This window comes from Flavobacterium chungangense LMG 26729, assembly GCF_000735715.2.
GTDB classification, from domain to species: Bacteria; Bacteroidota; Bacteroidia; order Flavobacteriales; family Flavobacteriaceae; genus Flavobacterium; species Flavobacterium chungangense.
This window is the reverse complement of record NZ_JASY01000015.1, coordinates 44,856-62,666: the sequence shown is the minus strand read 5'-3', so window position 1 is coordinate 62,666 and position 17,811 is coordinate 44,856. Positions and strand designations below refer to the sequence as shown.

Sequence of the window (17,811 nt, the reverse complement as noted above, 5' to 3'; positions counted from 1 at the left end):
ACTACCTTATCATTACTAATTCGTCTTCACCTTGAGGTATGTATAGGTAAAATTTGAAAAAATCGTCTATTTCACCATTATCATCAAATTTTACCCATAAAGCTGATTCTCCTCTGAAGTCATTATCTAAACTGTTAAGTTCTAAACAAACAATTCTTCCATCTCCGTATAACTTTAATTTATAATTTTCTAAAGGCTGCATCTGATAATTTGGAATAGTAAAAGGATCTAAATACAAGTCTAAAATTTGTTGCAACTCTTTTTTATTAAAATATAAACTCTGACGAGTTTCTTTTTCTCTTAAATCTAAATATGAGAAGTATTCTTCTAATTTTTTCTCTTTTAGCAGTGTCAACTGATTTTTATAAAAATCGACCACTTTTTCTTCCAGTTTTTCGGGATTCCATTGTCGCAAATCCTGCCCTTTCTCTAAACTATTAAATTCGTAAGGAACTTTTGCTTCAAAAGTAAAACTGGCTTCATAATAGGTTTTTCCTGTTGCTATAAATTCTTTCTCCTCATATGCATTACTATTTGCGATGGTTTGCGTGACATAATCTGCAATTTTTTTTCCTGGTTGATTTCGTTTTTTATTATCGGATTCTGATATTTCGATTTTCATATCGGTCTGTCCAGTTAATGTATGATGATCAAAATCTTTACCTTTACTTGCCGGGTATAATCGAAAAGTCACTTTTTGCAAACCACTCTTAAAAATATAATTGTTTATCCTTATAGTTTGCCCATCGGCAACTTCTGTAAAATTCTTTTTAAGAGGTCTATCATTTACCAGTATTTCTGAATAACAGCTGTTTTGTACATAAGTCAGAAAATATAATGGTTCGTACTCATAATGCTTAATCGTTTTAAGCATTGTTTCTAAATAATTTTCGCTAGTCAAATTACTAACTCTAGGTTTACTTTTTTGAGAACAAGCGCCAAGACAAATCAACAATAAAAAACACAAGAAATACTTCTTCATCAAAATTTATCTTAAAATTACGAGTTCGTCTTCACCTTCTGGAATGTATAGATAGTATTGTAAAAAATCTGCCACCATACCATCCCCCTCATCAAATTTTGCCCATAAAGCAGATTCACCTCTTAAATTATTATCTAAACTTTCTATTTCTAAACAAACAATTCTCCCATCGCCATAAATTTTAAGTTTATAATTTTCCAAGGGCTGTATTTGGTAATGAGGAATTTTAAAAGCATCTAAATAAGCTTTTAAAATTTCTTCCAATTCTTTTTTTCTATAAAATAAACTCTGGCAAGTTTCTTTTTCTTTTAATTCTAAATAAGAAAAATATTCCTCTATTTTTTTCTCTTTTAGTAGAATAAATTGGTTTTTATAAAAGTCAACGACTTTCTGTTCCAGTTTTTCCTGATTCCAGTTTCTTAAGTCTTGACCTTTATCCAGACTAGTAAATTCATAAGGCACTTTTGCTTCAAAAGTAAAACTAGCTTCGTAATAGGTTTTTCCTATAGCGACAAAAGGATTATTTCTCCCTTCTTTTTTTGGAGTTGTATATTTGATAATTTCAATGTCTTTGTCTGTTTTTTTATGAAATGTTATAACAGAAACTGAGATTCCTGTTTCAGCAATAAAAGAATCAATGTTTTCATCTTGATATTTACCAACAGGATACATTCGTATGGTAATTTTTTGTGTACCGCTTTTAAATATATAATGGTTAATATCTACAGTTGGCTCTATTAGTGGTTCTTGAAAGTTTTTAAATACAGGAATATCATTAACCAATATTTCGGATGAGCACCAACTATTTTTTATCACAAGTTGATACAATGGTTCATCATCATAATATTTAATATTATTCATCATTGTTTCTATATAATTTTTGCTCGTTAAATTGCTCATTTTTGTTGTTTTTGTATTATTGTTTTCTTTACAAGATGGAAGTATAAAAAGAAGTATTAAAATTAGAATCGCATTTTTCATATTAATTTATTTTTGAGGTGTAGTACTGAAAAGGTAAATTGTTTTTAGCGTCTGAGTATAACCTTCCAGCACTGTAAAATCTATTGGTTTTCCGTCATTTGGAGAATAACCAATAGGTTTACGTTTTCTAAATTGCACAGTAGAGCTACCTTTAAATGTTCCTTTGAGTCCAGAAAATTTTAGTTTTTGCGTCATAAAAAGTCCTCTTCCATTTTTTTTATCAAAACCATATTCCGTTATAACGATAGCTTCACATGCTAAGTCCAATGTAACATTCGCCGTCACCTTTGTTTCTAAAGGGGAAAACTCGAAGAATTTTCTAGAAACGTCTCCTTCTAAATGAACAGTACCATTTATCTTCTTACTGTAGGTAGTATTGTTTTTTTCAACGAAACTGCTAAACTTATCTTTTAAACTATATTGTTCATTCAAAAGATTATATTGTATATTTTGTTCTAAAGCTATTTCTCCACTCATTGTTAGAATAAGAGTTAGATCATTTTTACCCATTTTAGACAATATGCCATTTATTTTATCATTCTCTTTTTGCTTGTCTTCATCTGTTTCATTTTTTGTTAGTTTACTATGTAGGAGACTTTTTATAGTGTAATGCTTCTTAAAATTTATCGCAACAAGTGGATCGGCCTTAATATTGGCTTCAAAAATGAGTGCCATTCTTCTGTCTGCCTGCATTTTATAGTACCCCCCCGTATTTATAGCGATCGATGGAGGAACTAACTCTGCACCAATTTTTTCTGCATAATCTGAGATTTTTTTTGCTTTTGCTACAACTTTAACCACTTTAGCTTCTGCACTTCCTCCTCTGGTTAAGTAGAGCATGATTAAATCGATTGCAATTCCAATTGCCACCATTTCATAAATGATAAAGGCAACGATACGCCTGGTGGTTGTATCTGTTTTTATAAAGTCTAATTCTGTACCACCTTTTAAGCTTAATTCTTCTCCCGTTTTTTCTAATTTTCTATCATATACAGCATGTAAGCCTACATCATAATACTTAGCCTGACTTTGCATGTATGGCAATAGAACCTCCTTTGTAAGCCAGCCTCCGGGAACAAAATTCAAAATAAAACCTATAATAGAGTTTGTAAGTTCGTTTATTTCCTGTTCAATTCCGTTCTTTAATTCTAACGTTTTTATATCGTGAAAAAAATAAGGATCTTTGAAGGTTTCATCATCATCATCTCCCCAATTTCTGATTTTATAATTGTACAAAAAATGACCAATCCATACAATATCGGGATATGCATTTATAGCGAAACTAGGATATTGGGTACCCGAATAATACGTACAGGAATGAAGATAATAGCTGTAAATGTTTCTGTAATTTCTTCCAAAATTAAAAAAATCAGTTATTTTCGGTACGGTAGGTAATCTGGAATTCAGTTTAACATCAATTGAATTAGGTTTGTTTTCAGTTAAATCATAAGTAACGGGTTGCTCATAACTATCAAACGATTTAATGGTATTAAGATGTTCCTTTTTTTTATGACAGCCTTTTCTAATAAATCCGTCTATATTAATTTTTAACGCAGCAGGTTTTTTATAACTTGGTACTACAACATCGTACACAAGTGTTTGTGCGTTATTTTCGAAAATCTTAAATCGCAGAGTGGTTCTTCTGTTTTCCTGATGCTGGGCTTCAGACAGATTAGCTCCTGTGCGAACCGGTTTTGTTTTTCCGTATCCTTTTCCGGAAATTAAATGCGAAGGAACTCCTTTTGAAATTAAATATTTAACTGCAGCATCTGCTCTTTTTGCAGACAAATCCAGATTATATTCCTCTGTCCCTCTGCTGTCTGTATGTGCACCGAGTTCAACAGGCAGAAAAGGCGGCTCTTTTAAATAATCCGCAATTTTATCTAAAACTGGTTTTGCATCATTACGGATGTCCCATTTATCGTAATCGTAATGTATTTGCTCTACAATATTAAAATTATCTTTAGGATCCATTTTACGGAGAAACTTTCCTTCATCAAAAAGTAAGTCAGTTTCATCCTGATAAGCGACTCCAATTTTTGTAAACTTGCAGGTGCCTGCATTTTTATCATATGTTTTTAACTTACCAACTTTTGCCTTGCTTAAACCAAGGTCTATTTTAGGGAAAACAAATTTATTTTCATTCTTCACCTTTAAATAACGAGCATGATAAACATCATTATTATCGTCTTTTATGTATTTGTTTGTTGAAGGGTCTTTTACTTTTATATAAAATTGTTCTAGATTGTCTCTATTTGTTATCTTGCCTTGCCAGGAAAGCGAATCTTTAATGATGATATTAACTTCGCCATTATTTACAGGAGTTTTACTGTAAACTTTTATTAACTGATCATCATTTGCACCCTTTCCTCGCTGAACTCTTCTGTATATCTCGATAATCAGATTATTGGCTCCATTTAATCCTTCGGTAGTAAGATTAAGATAAAGTGGTTCTCCATAAGTAAACTGATATGTTTTTCTTACGTCTTCTCCATTGCTTTCAGTAGCCCATGCACTGGAGATTATCTTAGGCTCACACCATCCGCTAATCAGTAAGCCTGCAGATTTTGAGTATGACGAATTTAGCAGACTTGTCTGGAGATAATACGTAAAAGGGCCGCAAAATTTTTTAGCCAATTTGATTCCGTAAATTTCATCGCCTTTTTTTGTCAATTTCAAAACACTTTTTCTTGGAGAATAGGTTTGAAAATGCCATAAAACAGTTCCTTTTTTCTCTTCTGCAGTGGTGCCATCATGCCATTCTGCTATTTTAAAGTAAACAAACTGGTCTGCTTTAATTTTAGCTCTAGGGTTTTTAACTGAAAAGTTACCAGCTATTTCACCCTTACCAGCCCATTCTATTTTTTTAATTCCTTTTGCCATAATTATATTTGTGATATACCGGTAAAATCAAATTTTGGTTGTATTAAATCATTCAGCCCTAATAATGGATTAATTTTATTCTGAACGTCAGGATTTGCATTTTTAAGATTTTGTTCTGATGGTTCTGCAATTTGTCCATGATCTAAAATTTCAATACAATCGGGAGTTCCCATTTTGCAGGTAGCTTTACTATCTTCGAGCAGTATATTTCCGCCATTGCTTAGCGTTACCTTATCGTAAAAGTTTTTCCATTCAGAAATATCTACTTTGCATGGATTGTAACTTCCACTACCGTTTGGCTGCATTTTACAAGTTCCAAAAGTGTTCTTCTCTAAAGTTTGTCCAATATCTTTTGTACTGGCTGTTAACTTTTCAGAACCATCTTTATCGTTTGTATAATGTTTTGATTGTATTTTTACTTTTAAAACATCATTTTGTGATTCATTGCTGTACTTGCATGTACAAGTCGCACCTTGTACGACAATATGTTTTTCGCTCATAATTATTTATTTATCGTCCTGTTATTACTTCAAGAAACAACTTAAAAATGCTTGATTTTTTCTCTGTTATTTCTTTATCTAAAAATGAAAAATTTGAACTTAAGTTCAATTTGGCGTTTTCCTTTATATTTGAAATAACAATAGTTAGTTTTTGAGGAATATCTAATTTAATTTCACAGTCCAAATAAACGCTTTCCAGGACGTTGGTATTTGGGTCCAGAAAATAATACGCTGTATAGCTACCTTCTGCTTTTTCGGCATTGTTTTCTTCTGAATCATCTTGAGGAAATAACAAATTGTTTTCAAAGTCATTTTTGCTTCTTAGATCCGAAAGCATACCGGTTTGCGTTATATTAATTAAATTATATGCATCAAGAGTGGGTAAAATAGTCTGCTCAGCAGTAAATGACACATTTCCTGTTTTTTGTGATATAGGAAATTCTATCACCTGTTGAATGGTAAGGTTTTGGGTATATTCAATGTTTAGGCTGTTAAAAAAGACTTTTAAAAACCAATCTTTGGATAATGAATCAAAAATAATTTCATCATTTTGCAGCCTGTCTTCAAATTTAAGCAGTACTTCATGTAATACTTCTCCCTGAAAATCCTTAAGTACATTTCGCTTTACTTTTTGCCAGCGGTTACGGATATCTTCATAATTATATATGGCCACCAATTCTCCTTTTGGATCAATAACTACTTGCAGGGGATAAAAGACTTTAGCCGTTTTCTCAGCTAATTCATCGGCCATTGTATCAGCCTCTTTTCCATCAACATATACTTGGGATATTCTATTAATTTCTATTAGCGAAAAATCATTTTTATCTTTATTTATAAACTTTACATTAATTTCTTCTTTTACTGTGTGCTGCTCTTCACCATTTTCCATGGTGTACATTGCTAAGTAATTATTGTTAAGTCCTTGGGGTGTAAATGGTAATTTGAAGTTGTTTGCAAAATGTACATTTTCACGATGCGTCGCTCTGGCGATTTTAGATTCTTCTGATTCAATTATTAGAAACTTCAAATGTGGTTTAAAGTCAGCTTCGATTAAATCATCCAATGGACATCGCATATTGTGAAAAGCCCTCAAAGAATAAGAATCGACTTCTAGTTCTTCTGCTACCTTTTTTAAGGTGTCACCTTCTTTTATTTTGTAAACGAAATGATCTTCATAAGAAAAATCCGGAATATATAACATGGGGCTAAATTTATTTTTCGGGTTTTTATTATATTGTTATGATGTATTCTCTGCATTAATTCTCTTATAGCCATCCTTGTTTTCAATAGGCTATTGTGAAAAATAAAATCTATTTATTTAATAATTGTAGGTAAATTATTAAGTAAGCATATTAGGGTTTTAGCCCGTAATTCATATTAGTTTTATTTTTCGTACAATGAGTATCTAAAATGGAATAAAATATTAACAAGTTTAATAACACTTTTGAATGTGAATTTTTTTGCGAATATATGTATTAATTTTTGAATCTTGTCTTGAAAAAATCGATAAAAAGTAAATTAATACGCTGATAAGAAACTAACTTATATTTAAAGCGTAGAGGTGTGTTTCTCCATTATTGAAGTGTCTAAAAATAAAATACTAAAACACAAACATCATTAGCTATATTGCGATTGCGTAATGAGCAATATAGCTAATGATGTTGTTCCGTTTTAAAGCGCCCCGCAATTGCCCACCCGTAGGAAGCTCAATTGCGGTTCGGTGGGAATCAGCCCACCATTATGGGTTCTGTTTTAAAATTTCCCAGATTCAGAAAAAATCCTCTGTGGGCGGTCATTCCTTCACGAAATAACTTCCATAAAAGCGATGCTCCCATACTGGCAAGTGTTGCATTTATAAACAAATCCTGTTTTTCGAGTGCCTCGGCAAGGGAACAACTCGGCTCATTGTTATCGCTCTGGGCTTGCAGTAATTCCTTAAATTCATCGGTTACCATTGGAAGACTCGACACAGTGTTGTATAGTTTGGAATCAGGCTGTTGGATTTCGCTGATTGTGGAAAGTATTGCCTGTCCTGTATTTTGAGCATTGCCGAGGTCAAGCCAATATAGGGATTTGGTACGTTCAAAATCGCTGTTTGCGTTGCAATTCAGCAGGAAATCTGCAACATCAAAACGTGCCGATATGGTATCCACACAACTTACATAGAGGTTCGACCTGCCACGATTGGGCAGGGATTTCAGATTTGCTGTTGAGAACTGCTCGATTACAGCTTTCCAATTCGTTCCGAAAAAACGGTTGGTGCGGTTGATGAGTGCTACGGCTTTAGGAAGTCCTACCTCAGCATCAGCAAAAAGCTGTCGTCCCTGATTGGCATTAGTGACTACATCATCATCAAATAAATTGACCTGCAATCCTACATGACCCAAAGCGATAAGGCTGTGGTTCATTCTTGCGAGTTCGGTGAGCATCCTGCTTCCTGTCCCTCCTGCCCCAATGAGATTTACCGTTATTGGGTTGGCTGGGTTTATCAGGTAATTGTGCGTATAATGCATGGTATTTTGTGTGTTCATGATAGTATATTTTTAATTGTTAAATCATTTTTAAGTAAGGATTTTAACGGGAAATGTTTTTCTGTATTTACAAGTTTTTGCCACATTTGGACTAAATTAGTCTTGATAGGACTTTTTTCTATAATCAAATGACTGAAATAGCTGTTAAAAAAATACTGCTCCCAAAGTAAGATAAACTCTTCCAAATGGCAGTTGGGCTTTATGTTAACTGATACCGTTCCCATACAAACCCTGCCATCGGTGTATACATTAAAAAAGGGTGCATGATATAAATTAGTCTGTTCATTTATCTGCGTTTCAGTATCCATTGCATAAATGTAAAGGGTGTTTTTAGAAGCTTTCCACAGCAAAGGCGGTACAAATGCTTCGCCGTTTTTTATCCCTAAACTTTCCACAAAAAACAAACTGACTTTTTGGGCAGGCGTGAACCAAATAGCAGAACCATTCTGCTCGGGATTGAGATGCAGTACATTTTTAGGAAGCATTCCTGATGGTTTTAGAAATTTACGTGTGAGTTCGTCTGACGTATCAAGGGTACTGGCGAGCTGTGTACTTTCTTTCAGGCTTAAGGGATGGGCGTTTATGGGACAGCCATTTTTATCCATGTCATAGGCTTCCACATAAATGGATTTTTCAGCAGAATCTTTCTGATAGACCACAAAGGCTTTTACAGGATTGTATAGGCTTCCGAATTTTTGGGTTATATCTTTCATAGCGTATTATTTAAAAGGGTGCATAAATCATTTAGAAGCGGAAACAATCTGTATTCAAAATCGAGCGCTTTAGGTCTTAACTCGTTTTGGGTATCATAGATTTGCAGTAGTGTCGGTTCTTCTATTTCGGAGCACTCGTTAAATTCATCATTGATTACCCGTGCAATATTCTCATAAAGTGCTCCATCGGTATCTGCGATAAAAGAAATATACTGTTCTGCCCTTATAATCCCTTCCTCACTTTCAAATTCCCGATTCGATGTATTTTGAAAAATTGTACCCGAAGGATATTCGAACATTAATGCCAATGCCTGTTTGGCAACACTCAGACAGTCTTTTTCAAAATCAGTATTGGATTTATAACTGTGGATACGTTTTTGAAAGACGTTTAAATGATAGGGATTATACATTTTACGGTGCATCACATCTCCATAGTAAGAAGCTGTGTTTAATTCTGAAATCATACTATTTTCGCCTTGGCAATCTTCATCCTCCAATTCATCAATCAGCCATTCTTCCATACATTCATAATGATAATACAGACAACTGCTGTCTTCCCTGTAATAGGGAATCCCTGCAATATGGTAGAGATAAGCAAAAACAGAGAGCAGTAATTCTGCGGTTGTTTTCTGTTTCCTGTTTTGCAACAGTCTGTACAGGGGCAGTACAGGAATATAGTACAGCGTATTGCATGTATTATATATATGTCTGGTCGCTAATTTTATACTTCCATCATCATCCTGCATAATAGACAATTCAATATCACACCCCAAACCATTAAGCTGTTTCTGCGCATCCGAATGTGCCAAGAGTATATTATAGGGATAGGATTTGCCTGTGGTATCCAAAACTTCAAAACCATACAGCCCTGTAAGTAGAGCAAGCGAACTGAAAAAATCTTTTTCCACCTGATTTTGGTTTGGCATTTTTTTACCCATCTCGAACAACGGCAGAAAGGAATGTCTTAAAAAACCATCGGCAAAAGGGCGAGCGGAGCGGAGCTGTTCGGGCTGTTTTTTACTTCCTGCGCATCTGCAAGCCGGTCTGTGTTTTCTGCCCATTTTCCTAACTGTCTGTATAGTCTGCATAACTTTTTATTTTTGGGTAGTTTGATACTGCCTGTTATCGTTTGCGTTTTCATGGTTTATCCTTTTGTGCCGATTTGTGATACAAATTTGTACTGCACTGCATCATCATTTATAACAGGTCCTTCTATGGATGCGGTTGTCAATATTGGATAGGTCTGGGCATAAAAGTTTAGTACCGCTTCGGGACTGAATGACGGAGATGGGTCAGCGAGTTTAATATCTATTTCTTTATCCCTAAAAGTAAATATGCGCTCTAAGGTGGTTGCTGTTAACATGGTTCATCTGTATTAGGGTCATTGAAAAGGTCTATTGGGAATTTATCGGAAAGCTCTGCTTTGCGGGCGTGAATAATGTCTTTATATTCAGGATAAAGTTCAGCAGACGGCACTTTCATCCATGCTTCTTTAAACTTTCCTGCTATTTCGAGTTCTTCTGCTTTTTTCATAGCAGATTCGTACTGTTTCTGCAATTCGAATTTTTCTTTGCCCATCTTCAGAATGTTGTCTTTTTCCATCTGCGAGGTCACTTTAGCCTGCTCTTTTTCTTTAAGGAACTGCTCCATATTGGCAAAAAGCTGTGCGGTATCTCGTACAGGCTGTGCAATCGCTTCAAAAAATCCTTTGTCGAGTTCCTCAGCCGTACCTTTGAGCAGAATAGGCGGTACTTTTTTACGGGCATCATCGCCAACAGTATCGTTAAAAAACAAAACCGATACAATGAACTTGTCAGTATCTTCCCTGGCTATGTTTATTTTCCAATTCCCTGCTACCTGCAAGGAAAGGACTGCTTTAAAAAAATTGGTTTCCATTGCTTTACTGTTTTGTTTCTTTTACCTTTAAATCGCTAATTTTTATAAGTTTTTCATACATATCCTGCCAATAGGCTTGTCGTTTCTTATCAAACTTTTCAAAGAGTTTATCGGTATGGGAAAAATTTTTGAAATAATCTGCCTGCTTTATTGCTTGGTTTAAATTGGTAACCTCTACATTTTCTCCGTTTTTATCTTCTATCTGTATCATGCTGTCAGGGTTTAAAAGAAGAGGCAGAAACTGCCTCTCCTGATTGGTTAATTAAGAATCAAAGCATCCGAACCTTTACTTGCAAAATCCACACAAAGATTAAAAGCCGATTGTGTGCGAATCTGCGCTGTGCCACCCATCAAAAGAGAAGTTAATTTGGCTTCTTCATCTTTGTAATTTCTCATATTCTGGAAGTAGCCCGTTACGGCGTTGTACGCACCAAAGACAGTTCCTTTAGTGGTGTCCATAAGCTGTGTGGGGTTGCTCATAGCATACTCGAAAGCACTATCAACCATATTGGTAAAACAAGTTGAAAGTTCATCCTCTTTACCATCTTGTATGGTTTTAAGCACTTCTTTGCTCGGAACAAGGGCAGACTGTATTAGTTTTTTAACTTCATTGTCTGTGATTCGGATTTTTGTCCAATGGTTAAAAATGGATTCCATCTGTGCTGAGAGCATATCGGATATACCCATTACTTTGTGTGCCTGTTCTAAACGCTGTTTAGCATTAGAAGTATGACGAATGCGAACGGTATTGGTCTTGTTGTTCATAGCGGCATTAAGCGTATTGTTACATACTATTCGTATGGGTGTGAATGCTGCTGTAATGCTTCCGCTTCCGTCATGGGAAGTTGTTAAGAACAAGTATTTTTCGATCAAATCATCGTTACCAAGCCTGATATAATCAGGCAGTTTTGCTGTTATAAAAATGCGTTCTCCTTTTCCGAGTGCCCCTGCGGTTTCGTATAGGATACCGTCACCGCCTACGATACTGTCAAAGAAAGAAAAGGCATCCCTGTTTTGTACAATTTGGTAATCTTTGCCGACAACGCCAAGTACGGCATCATTATCGGTGCGCACCGTACTGAAATAATTGGGTACTTCTATTTTATTATGAATGGTCTCATTATCCAAAATAATTTCGGCTGAAGTGGGTGTAAACAGCTTTCGTTTTTCTACTTCATAATCCAAACCTGCGTGCTGAATTGCTTCGGCACTTGTTGGGTAATCGGTAATAATCTGCCCCAAATTGTGCCATGCTGTCTGTTTAGTGCTGAAAAAACTGTGTTTTCCTGACTGCTCGTTGTAATTGATATTGTGTGCCATGATGTTAAATTTTAAGTGATTGTGATGTTGTTAAAAAGGTACGTCCTGTGCTTTTTTTGCTTTTTTTTCCTTTACTGTTGAACTGGCTTTAGCTGTTTCTTCTTTTTTAGGAAAAACCAAAATTTTAATGTTATTGGTATGAAAGGTCAAAGTGCCCACTGCTGTACCTTCGCTGTTATTGTACACATTCAAACCAATGCGCCCAAAGAGCTGTACGAGTGTTCCTTTTTTAAGCCACTGTGCTGTATTGGCATTCAACCAATAGGAACAATTGATATAGGTTGTTACTTCTTTTACTTCACTACTGCCTTTAGGCTTGTAGGTATCATTGATAGCAATACTGAAATTGACTACTTGTTTGTCGCCGTTCACTTTTTGAACTGATGCATCTGCTGTTACTCGTCCTGTGATTTCCATAATTTTAATTTTTAAAGATTACTACTGTTTACTTTTCTCTAATCCTGCCCTAACAAAAATTGTTTTCAAAAGAAAAAACGGAAAAAAAGAAAGCAAGATGCCAGTGGATTAAGGATGCGCAAGTGCTATAAGTCCCGAAGGGTGGCAAGGGAAGCGCCGCCATTATGCGCACGCAGCATGCTTGAGCCACTATCTTAGCTGCCCTTTTAGTCCGTTTCGAGTGAAAGCTTTAATTAAATTTCTTAATGGACTCTAAATGGAGATACCTTTCGGTTGTAACTTAAGAAGACTTCTATAATTGATTAATGGTCTTGTGAAAAGTTTTTGAAGTGTTTTTCAAGCAAAAAAATCTGACACTTTAGGTGTCAGATTAGGTAAGGATTTCTTAAGAAGAAAAATTAATATATTAAAGGAGTTTATAAAAATGCATTAGAAAACAAATCATTAGTTCGTTTTACTTATCCACTTTTTTCAGTAGTAAATGTATAAAAAGGGTTACCTTATAAATGATCGAAGGTTATTTATTGACATTAAGAATGTAAGAATAAAACTCAATGTTATTTATAAAACTAGATATTGTTACTCAAATTTGACTTTAGGCAATCCCTTAACAATCTCTACAGTCTGAACACTTACATTGATAATACTCAAAATCAAATCTAAAATATATCTCTGATTCCCAACTTCGGTAGCCCAATCGTTTGGGTCATTTTTGATGCCGCTGTCTTTGTGGGTGGTTACTGCGTAACGCTCCATAACCCATTCGATGGCGGATTTACCATTTACCACATATTCGTAAGCTATTGCAGGGATATTTGAAATAGAAATACGACTGTTGTAAATGATGGTGTCTTTTTGGTCTTTCTTCGGGAAACGCATTTTTTCTACGGTATAGAATTCGCTTTCTGCTCCTTTTACCTGGACGGCATCAAAAGCCGGAACAGTTTCATAATTGATGTGCAATTCTGCCAGTTTACGACCCGCTTTGCTGAAAGCCCAAAAATCCTTGACATCTTCAATCAAAGGCAAACGAGGCAACATTTTCTTTAAATCATTGGCGAACATTTCACGATATTCCAGGCAATGTAAAAAGCCATAAACATAATAGAAAATATCTTCTTTGGTTACGTTTTTGCCATATTGTTTTTTGGCTCTTTCTAGTATAAAATCACTTACTCCATCACGACGGATGTAGTCGCTGTTATCACCTGTATCGAACAAACCTTTTTGGGCGTTATTGTTTTCTTCGTAATAGAATAAAGGGAAGCATTGAGTATCTCCGTTAAAGTGAAGATTAGCAATTTCATCAGTTATTAATAATGAAAGGCCATCATTTGGACTTGGAGAAACACAGATAACAATATTATTAATTTTTTGGTTTGGAAAAAGTTTTGAGTTTAATCCTGGTCTTTCAATAAAAGGTTTGTCAAAATATAATATTTGTTTAAAAAAAGGTCTGTAACTTGATATTTTAAGCTCTTCAAGATTCATTTCTTGAATTTTATTTTTCTCTAAATCTTTTTTTAAATTAACAGTCCAACTTATTTTAGTTGGGTTTGTATCTATAAAATCATCCATTTTTCTTTGTAAATTTTCCAATTGTACTTCTGAAAATGACTTTTGTTGATCATTATAAAAATTAATCATTCTTGTCATGTTTACTTCAACAATCTTTTTGGAAGAATTGGAAACCCAAGCATCACGCCCTGTATTAACTCCTAATGAATATGTGTTAAAAAAGCTTTGACTTTTTAAATCAAATTTCTTCTCAGGATTTAATGGAATATACTCATCAAAAACAGAATTACGCATACTAATCCAGTCTCCATATTCATTTGGTTCTAAGGTTTTCCAAAACATTTTTTCATTAGAAATTGAACCAAATTTTGTGACGATTTTAAGTTTATCCTGTTGGGTTAAATAGTCGCCAATATCGTGATAATTTACGGTTGCTTTTTCTTGTTTGGCAGCAGGATTTTTTATCAAGAAAGTAATTGATATTGGAGTGCGGGAACCAGAGCCGAATATTTTTCCACCCTCTTTCCTTGATAGTTCTCCGCTGGTTCTTTGATTACCTCTTAAATTGAATACATAAATTGAGCTGAATTCATTTTCTAAACTTTTACGGAATCCGTCCGTACTGTTGCCATCTAACCAAGCACCATTGGAGATAAAGGCAATGATACCGCCATTTTTATCCAAACGGTCGGAACTCCAGCGAAAGGCTTTTATATAAGCATCATATAAAGATTTATTCAAACCAGCATTGGATTCTTTTGCATATGTATTTGCAATACGGCTGTCAAGAATAGGATAGGATTGGTTTTGCGCATTATCATTGGCGGATTTTTGACCAATAGAATACGGCGGATTTCCTATAATTACGCGAAGCGGTGCTTTTTTTTGTCTCTGAACCCGTTCGGAGTTTTGAGGAAACATTTCCGAAAACATTTTTTCGCTGTCGTCTGTTTCTCCCAATTGGAAAGTGTCGGTTAAACAAATGCCATCGTAAGGAATGTATTTTTCTTTGCCAACACCATCATCGGGGTCGAGCGTGGCATCGTGGAAAGCGTTTTCGATATTTACAGCTGCAATATAGTAGGCTAATAAAACAATTTCGTTGGCGTGGACTTCGTATTTGTATTTACGTTCCAAATCTTCCTCTTTTATCAATCCACTTTGGAACAGTCGCGTGATAAAAGTTCCTGTTCCGGTGAAAGGATCCAGAATGTGAACATTTTCATCTGTCAAGTTTCTGCCAAATTCTTTTTGAAGAATATCATTTACTGAATGGATAATAAAATCTACACATTCCACGGGTGTATAAACAATACCCAGTTGCTCGACCATTTTAGGAAAAGCAGTTTTGAAAAACTTATCATAAAGTTCTATAATGATACGCTGTTTTCCTTCGGCATTGTCGATTCCTGCAGCACGCATTTTTACGGATTCGTAGAATTTTTGCAGTACATCAACATCTTTTTCCAGAGCCTGTTCATCCAAAAGAGAAGTCATTTTTTGCATGGCTATTGAGACAACATTGTTTTTCACGAAGGAATACCCCTCAAACAAGGCTTCGAAAACTGGTTTAGTTATGATATGTTGCGCCAACATTTCGATGGCTTGATTTTCATCAATACTCGGATTTATATTTTTTTGCAATCCTTCTAAGAAATTAGCAAAAGCAATTTTGTGTTGTCCATCGGTTCTTATTAGTTTAGCAATACGTTCCATATAGCGCTCAGCAATTTGCGCCACGTCTTTGGCCCAAACTTCCCAATAGTTTTTGTCTCCTACTTTTTTGACCATACGGGCAAATATTGCACTTTGTAATTCTTCAAAATGCAAATTCATTTGGTTGTTTAGATCATTGTTTTTGTTTGAATCCGAAGAGGAATCATCTTTACGAACTGGATTACCATCGTCATCAAAACCGTATTCAGAACCACCAACGATGATTTGATTAGGGCGAACTTTGTTTAATTCTATTTTATTTACAAGCGCATTAAAACGGTCATCATGTGCACGAAGTGCATTAAGAACCGTCCAGACTACTTTGTAACGTTCATTGTCATCCAAGCCTTTTTCAGCAGCTATATTGGAAGGAACGACTACCGGAATAATAATATAACCACATTTTTTTCCTGGTGATTTACGCATTACACGCCCCACAGATTGAACTACGTCTACCTGAGAATTTCGGGCAGATAAAAATAAAACAGCATCAAGAGAAGGAACATCAACACCTTCACTCAAGCAACGAACATTTGTTAATATTCTGCAATCACCTTCTTCTATATCGGATTTAATCCATCCTAAAAGTTCATCACGTTCAGGAGCTGACATAGAGCCGTCAATATGTTTGGAAGCGATGGAAACCATCGTGTCTCTTTTCTCTTTTGGTAAAGAATCAATATAAGAATCAGAAGCGGTATTGTATGTTTCTGTAATTTTTCTAGAAACTTTTATATTTGAACAAAAAGCAACCGCTCTTTTCATTGGGAGAGGGTCTGAATCTTTTATAATTCCCTCGTCTCCCAAAACTTGTTTTGAAAGTGCATTAATGCAACCAATTAATTTTGACGCATCATCGGTAGATATTTCGCTATTTTCATCAGCAATCATTTTTTGAATTGCCGGAGGAATATCGTGATCGTTCAAAGTAAGAATCAAAACTTTGTAATCGGTTAATAAATCTTTTTCTACGGCTTCTCCAAAACCTATTCTGTAGATTTCTTCTCCATACAAATTGACATCATCCATTGAACATAAAACGGCTTCCGCCTGAGCTGCTTTGCTTTTCACTTCGTCATTATACAAACGAGGCGTAGCGGTCATGTAAAGTCGCTTTTTTGCTTTTATAAAATCATTGTCATGTACTTTTGTAAAAGCGGATTCATCGAATCCTGCAATTTTTAATCCTGTAGTTCTGTGCGCTTCATCACAAATAATAATATCAAACTCAGAGAAACCATTTTTAAGGATAACGTTTTGCGCTTTTGCGATAACATCAATTGATTGGTAAGTAGAAAAAACTACTGTCATACCAGATTTATTTGTGCTTTTGAAAAGATTAAATTGTTTTAAAATTTCTTCTGGGTCAGTTGATGCTGGCAAAGCCAAATCGACTGTGCTAAAAGTATCAGTATCTTCGTCTTTTGTTTTCTTTTTTGAAATATCTGGGTCAGAACAAATACAAATTGCGTTGATAGGTTCTTTTGCAAAAGTTGACCATTCGCGCAAAGTTTGACCAAGCAAAGAAATAGATGGTACTAAAAACAAAATCATTCCGCTACCATTGGTTTCGTTTTCAGCAATACGAAGTGACGTAAAAGTTTTCCCAGTTCCACACGCCATGATTAATTTACCGCGATCCGTACTTTGAAAATTCAGGTGTGTTTTATCTAATGCTTCTTTCTGATGATCTCTTAAATCTCTTCCTGTAATACGTGCTATTTCACCATGAACACCAGATTCCATTTGCGCCCAATCTACGGGCGCATCCTGTAAATCGTGAAGATGAATCCTTGATACTGGAGGATGTTGGTTTTTAATTGCCTGAGTTGCATTGGGCCCCCATTTATTCGTTGTTGAAATCCAAAGACGGTGTGAAAAACCAACGATTTTTAAATCTTCGTTTTTAAATGTGCGGCTTGAAGTAGATAAAAAAGAATCTACAGCCGGTTTGTCTATTAGTGATGTTTCTTGATAACATTTACATTGAATAGCCCAATAATCCCCGTCAATAGTGAGTGCAACTAAATCTATACCAGTATCACCACTACCTAAATCATTTTTCCCAGGGAATTCATCCCACATCCAAACTTTTTTGAATCTGTAGGCATATTGTGGGTCGGTTAAAAGATAGGCTTGCATTAATCTTTCAAAACGAGCTCCTTTGTCACGCTCGGAAAATGAAATTTTACGATATTTTTCTAGTATTTTATTAAAGCTCATTTGATTTTTTTATATGTAGGAAAATGATTTGCCGAAGGTAATATTAAATTGGGGAAAATAAATTTGTAAGTTCTATTTTTACGTAGTTAATATAATCGTTTTTTTTTAGCTTTTCCTTTTTATTTTAGCCT

The 17,811-nt window shown here is 34.9% G+C and carries 14 protein-coding genes; all 14 read right to left on the bottom strand.

Annotation, left to right across the window (positions count from 1 at the left end; translation table 11 throughout):
* Position 1: 1 nt before the first annotated feature.
* Complete coding sequence (locus JE46_RS19325) at positions 2-874, bottom strand: hypothetical protein (protein WP_031456931.1); 873 nt, start codon at positions 872-874, stop codon at positions 2-4.
* Positions 875-988: 114 nt separating this feature from the next.
* Positions 989-1,963, bottom strand: coding sequence for a hypothetical protein (locus JE46_RS19320; RefSeq protein WP_031456930.1), 975 nt, complete (start codon positions 1,961-1,963; stop codon positions 989-991).
* 6 nt (positions 1,964-1,969) lie between these two features.
* Complete coding sequence (locus tag JE46_RS19315) at positions 1,970-4,846, bottom strand: OmpA family protein (protein WP_031456929.1); 2,877 nt, start codon at positions 4,844-4,846, stop codon at positions 1,970-1,972.
* Between the two features lie 2 nt (positions 4,847-4,848).
* The gene (locus JE46_RS19310; protein ID WP_031456928.1) at positions 4,849-5,346 is read right to left on the bottom strand and encodes a DUF4280 domain-containing protein; all 498 of its coding nucleotides are present in this window, start codon (positions 5,344-5,346) and stop codon (positions 4,849-4,851) included.
* Positions 5,347-5,356: 10 nt separating this feature from the next.
* A complete protein-coding gene (locus JE46_RS19305; RefSeq protein ID WP_031456927.1) occupies positions 5,357-6,547 on the bottom strand; it encodes a hypothetical protein in 1,191 nt (396 codons plus the stop codon).
* A gap of 526 nt (positions 6,548-7,073) precedes the next feature.
* Positions 7,074-7,877, bottom strand: coding sequence for a PRTRC system ThiF family protein (locus JE46_RS19300; protein ID WP_031456926.1), 804 nt, complete (start codon positions 7,875-7,877; stop codon positions 7,074-7,076).
* A complete protein-coding gene (locus JE46_RS19295) occupies positions 7,874-8,590 on the bottom strand; it encodes a PRTRC system protein B (RefSeq protein ID WP_031456925.1) in 717 nt (238 codons plus the stop codon). Before JE46_RS19295 ends, JE46_RS19300 begins: the two co-directional genes overlap by 4 nt.
* Positions 8,587-9,678 (bottom strand): hypothetical protein, encoded by a 1,092-nt coding sequence (locus JE46_RS19290; RefSeq protein ID WP_157505948.1) that lies wholly within the window; start codon positions 9,676-9,678, stop codon positions 8,587-8,589. Before JE46_RS19290 ends, JE46_RS19295 begins: the two co-directional genes overlap by 4 nt.
* Positions 9,679-9,734: 56 nt before the next feature.
* The gene (locus JE46_RS19285) at positions 9,735-9,953 is read right to left on the bottom strand and encodes a PRTRC system protein C (protein ID WP_031456923.1); all 219 of its coding nucleotides are present in this window, start codon (positions 9,951-9,953) and stop codon (positions 9,735-9,737) included.
* Positions 9,947-10,486: a PRTRC system protein E gene (locus JE46_RS19280; protein WP_031456922.1), complete on the bottom strand. Its 540-nt coding sequence runs from the start codon at positions 10,484-10,486 to the stop codon at positions 9,947-9,949. The genes JE46_RS19285 and JE46_RS19280 overlap by 7 nt, the downstream gene beginning before the upstream one ends.
* Positions 10,487-10,490: 4 nt before the next feature.
* Entirely contained in the window at positions 10,491-10,697 is a 207-nt protein-coding gene (locus tag JE46_RS19275; RefSeq protein WP_083480911.1) for a hypothetical protein, read from the bottom strand.
* 47 nt (positions 10,698-10,744) lie between these two features.
* The gene (locus tag JE46_RS19270; protein WP_031456920.1) at positions 10,745-11,806 is read right to left on the bottom strand and encodes a DUF932 domain-containing protein; all 1,062 of its coding nucleotides are present in this window, start codon (positions 11,804-11,806) and stop codon (positions 10,745-10,747) included.
* Between the two features lie 30 nt (positions 11,807-11,836).
* The gene (locus JE46_RS19265; RefSeq protein WP_031456919.1) at positions 11,837-12,223 is read right to left on the bottom strand and encodes a single-stranded DNA-binding protein; all 387 of its coding nucleotides are present in this window, start codon (positions 12,221-12,223) and stop codon (positions 11,837-11,839) included.
* 579 nt (positions 12,224-12,802) lie between these two features.
* Positions 12,803-17,680, bottom strand: a complete 4,878-nt coding sequence (locus JE46_RS19260; RefSeq protein WP_031456918.1) for a DEAD/DEAH box helicase — start codon at positions 17,678-17,680, stop codon at positions 12,803-12,805.
* Between the last annotated feature and the right edge of the window lie 131 nt (positions 17,681-17,811).

Coding starts and splice junctions, on each gene's coding strand:
- JE46_RS19290 (WP_157505948.1), bottom strand. CDS start 9,678: ATGCAGACTATACAGACAGTTAGGAAAATGGGCAGAAAACACAGACCG.
- JE46_RS19295 (WP_031456925.1), bottom strand. CDS start 8,590: ATGAAAGATATAACCCAAAAATTCGGAAGCCTATACAATCCTGTAAAA.
- JE46_RS19325 (WP_031456931.1), bottom strand. CDS start 874: ATGCTTAAAACGATTAAGCATTATGAGTACGAACCATTATATTTTCTG.
- JE46_RS19300 (WP_031456926.1), bottom strand. CDS start 7,877: ATGAACACACAAAATACCATGCATTATACGCACAATTACCTGATAAAC.
- JE46_RS19260 (WP_031456918.1), bottom strand. CDS start 17,680: ATGAGCTTTAATAAAATACTAGAAAAATATCGTAAAATTTCATTTTCC.
- JE46_RS19265 (WP_031456919.1), bottom strand. CDS start 12,223: ATGGAAATCACAGGACGAGTAACAGCAGATGCATCAGTTCAAAAAGTG.
- JE46_RS19285 (WP_031456923.1), bottom strand. CDS start 9,953: ATGTTAACAGCAACCACCTTAGAGCGCATATTTACTTTTAGGGATAAA.
- JE46_RS19320 (WP_031456930.1), bottom strand. CDS start 1,963: ATGAAAAATGCGATTCTAATTTTAATACTTCTTTTTATACTTCCATCT.
- JE46_RS19315 (WP_031456929.1), bottom strand. CDS start 4,846: ATGGCAAAAGGAATTAAAAAAATAGAATGGGCTGGTAAGGGTGAAATA.
- JE46_RS19310 (WP_031456928.1), bottom strand. CDS start 5,346: ATGAGCGAAAAACATATTGTCGTACAAGGTGCGACTTGTACATGCAAG.
- JE46_RS19305 (WP_031456927.1), bottom strand. CDS start 6,547: ATGTTATATATTCCGGATTTTTCTTATGAAGATCATTTCGTTTACAAA.
- JE46_RS19270 (WP_031456920.1), bottom strand. CDS start 11,806: ATGGCACACAATATCAATTACAACGAGCAGTCAGGAAAACACAGTTTT.
- JE46_RS19275 (WP_083480911.1), bottom strand. CDS start 10,697: ATGATACAGATAGAAGATAAAAACGGAGAAAATGTAGAGGTTACCAAT.
- JE46_RS19280 (WP_031456922.1), bottom strand. CDS start 10,486: ATGGAAACCAATTTTTTTAAAGCAGTCCTTTCCTTGCAGGTAGCAGGG.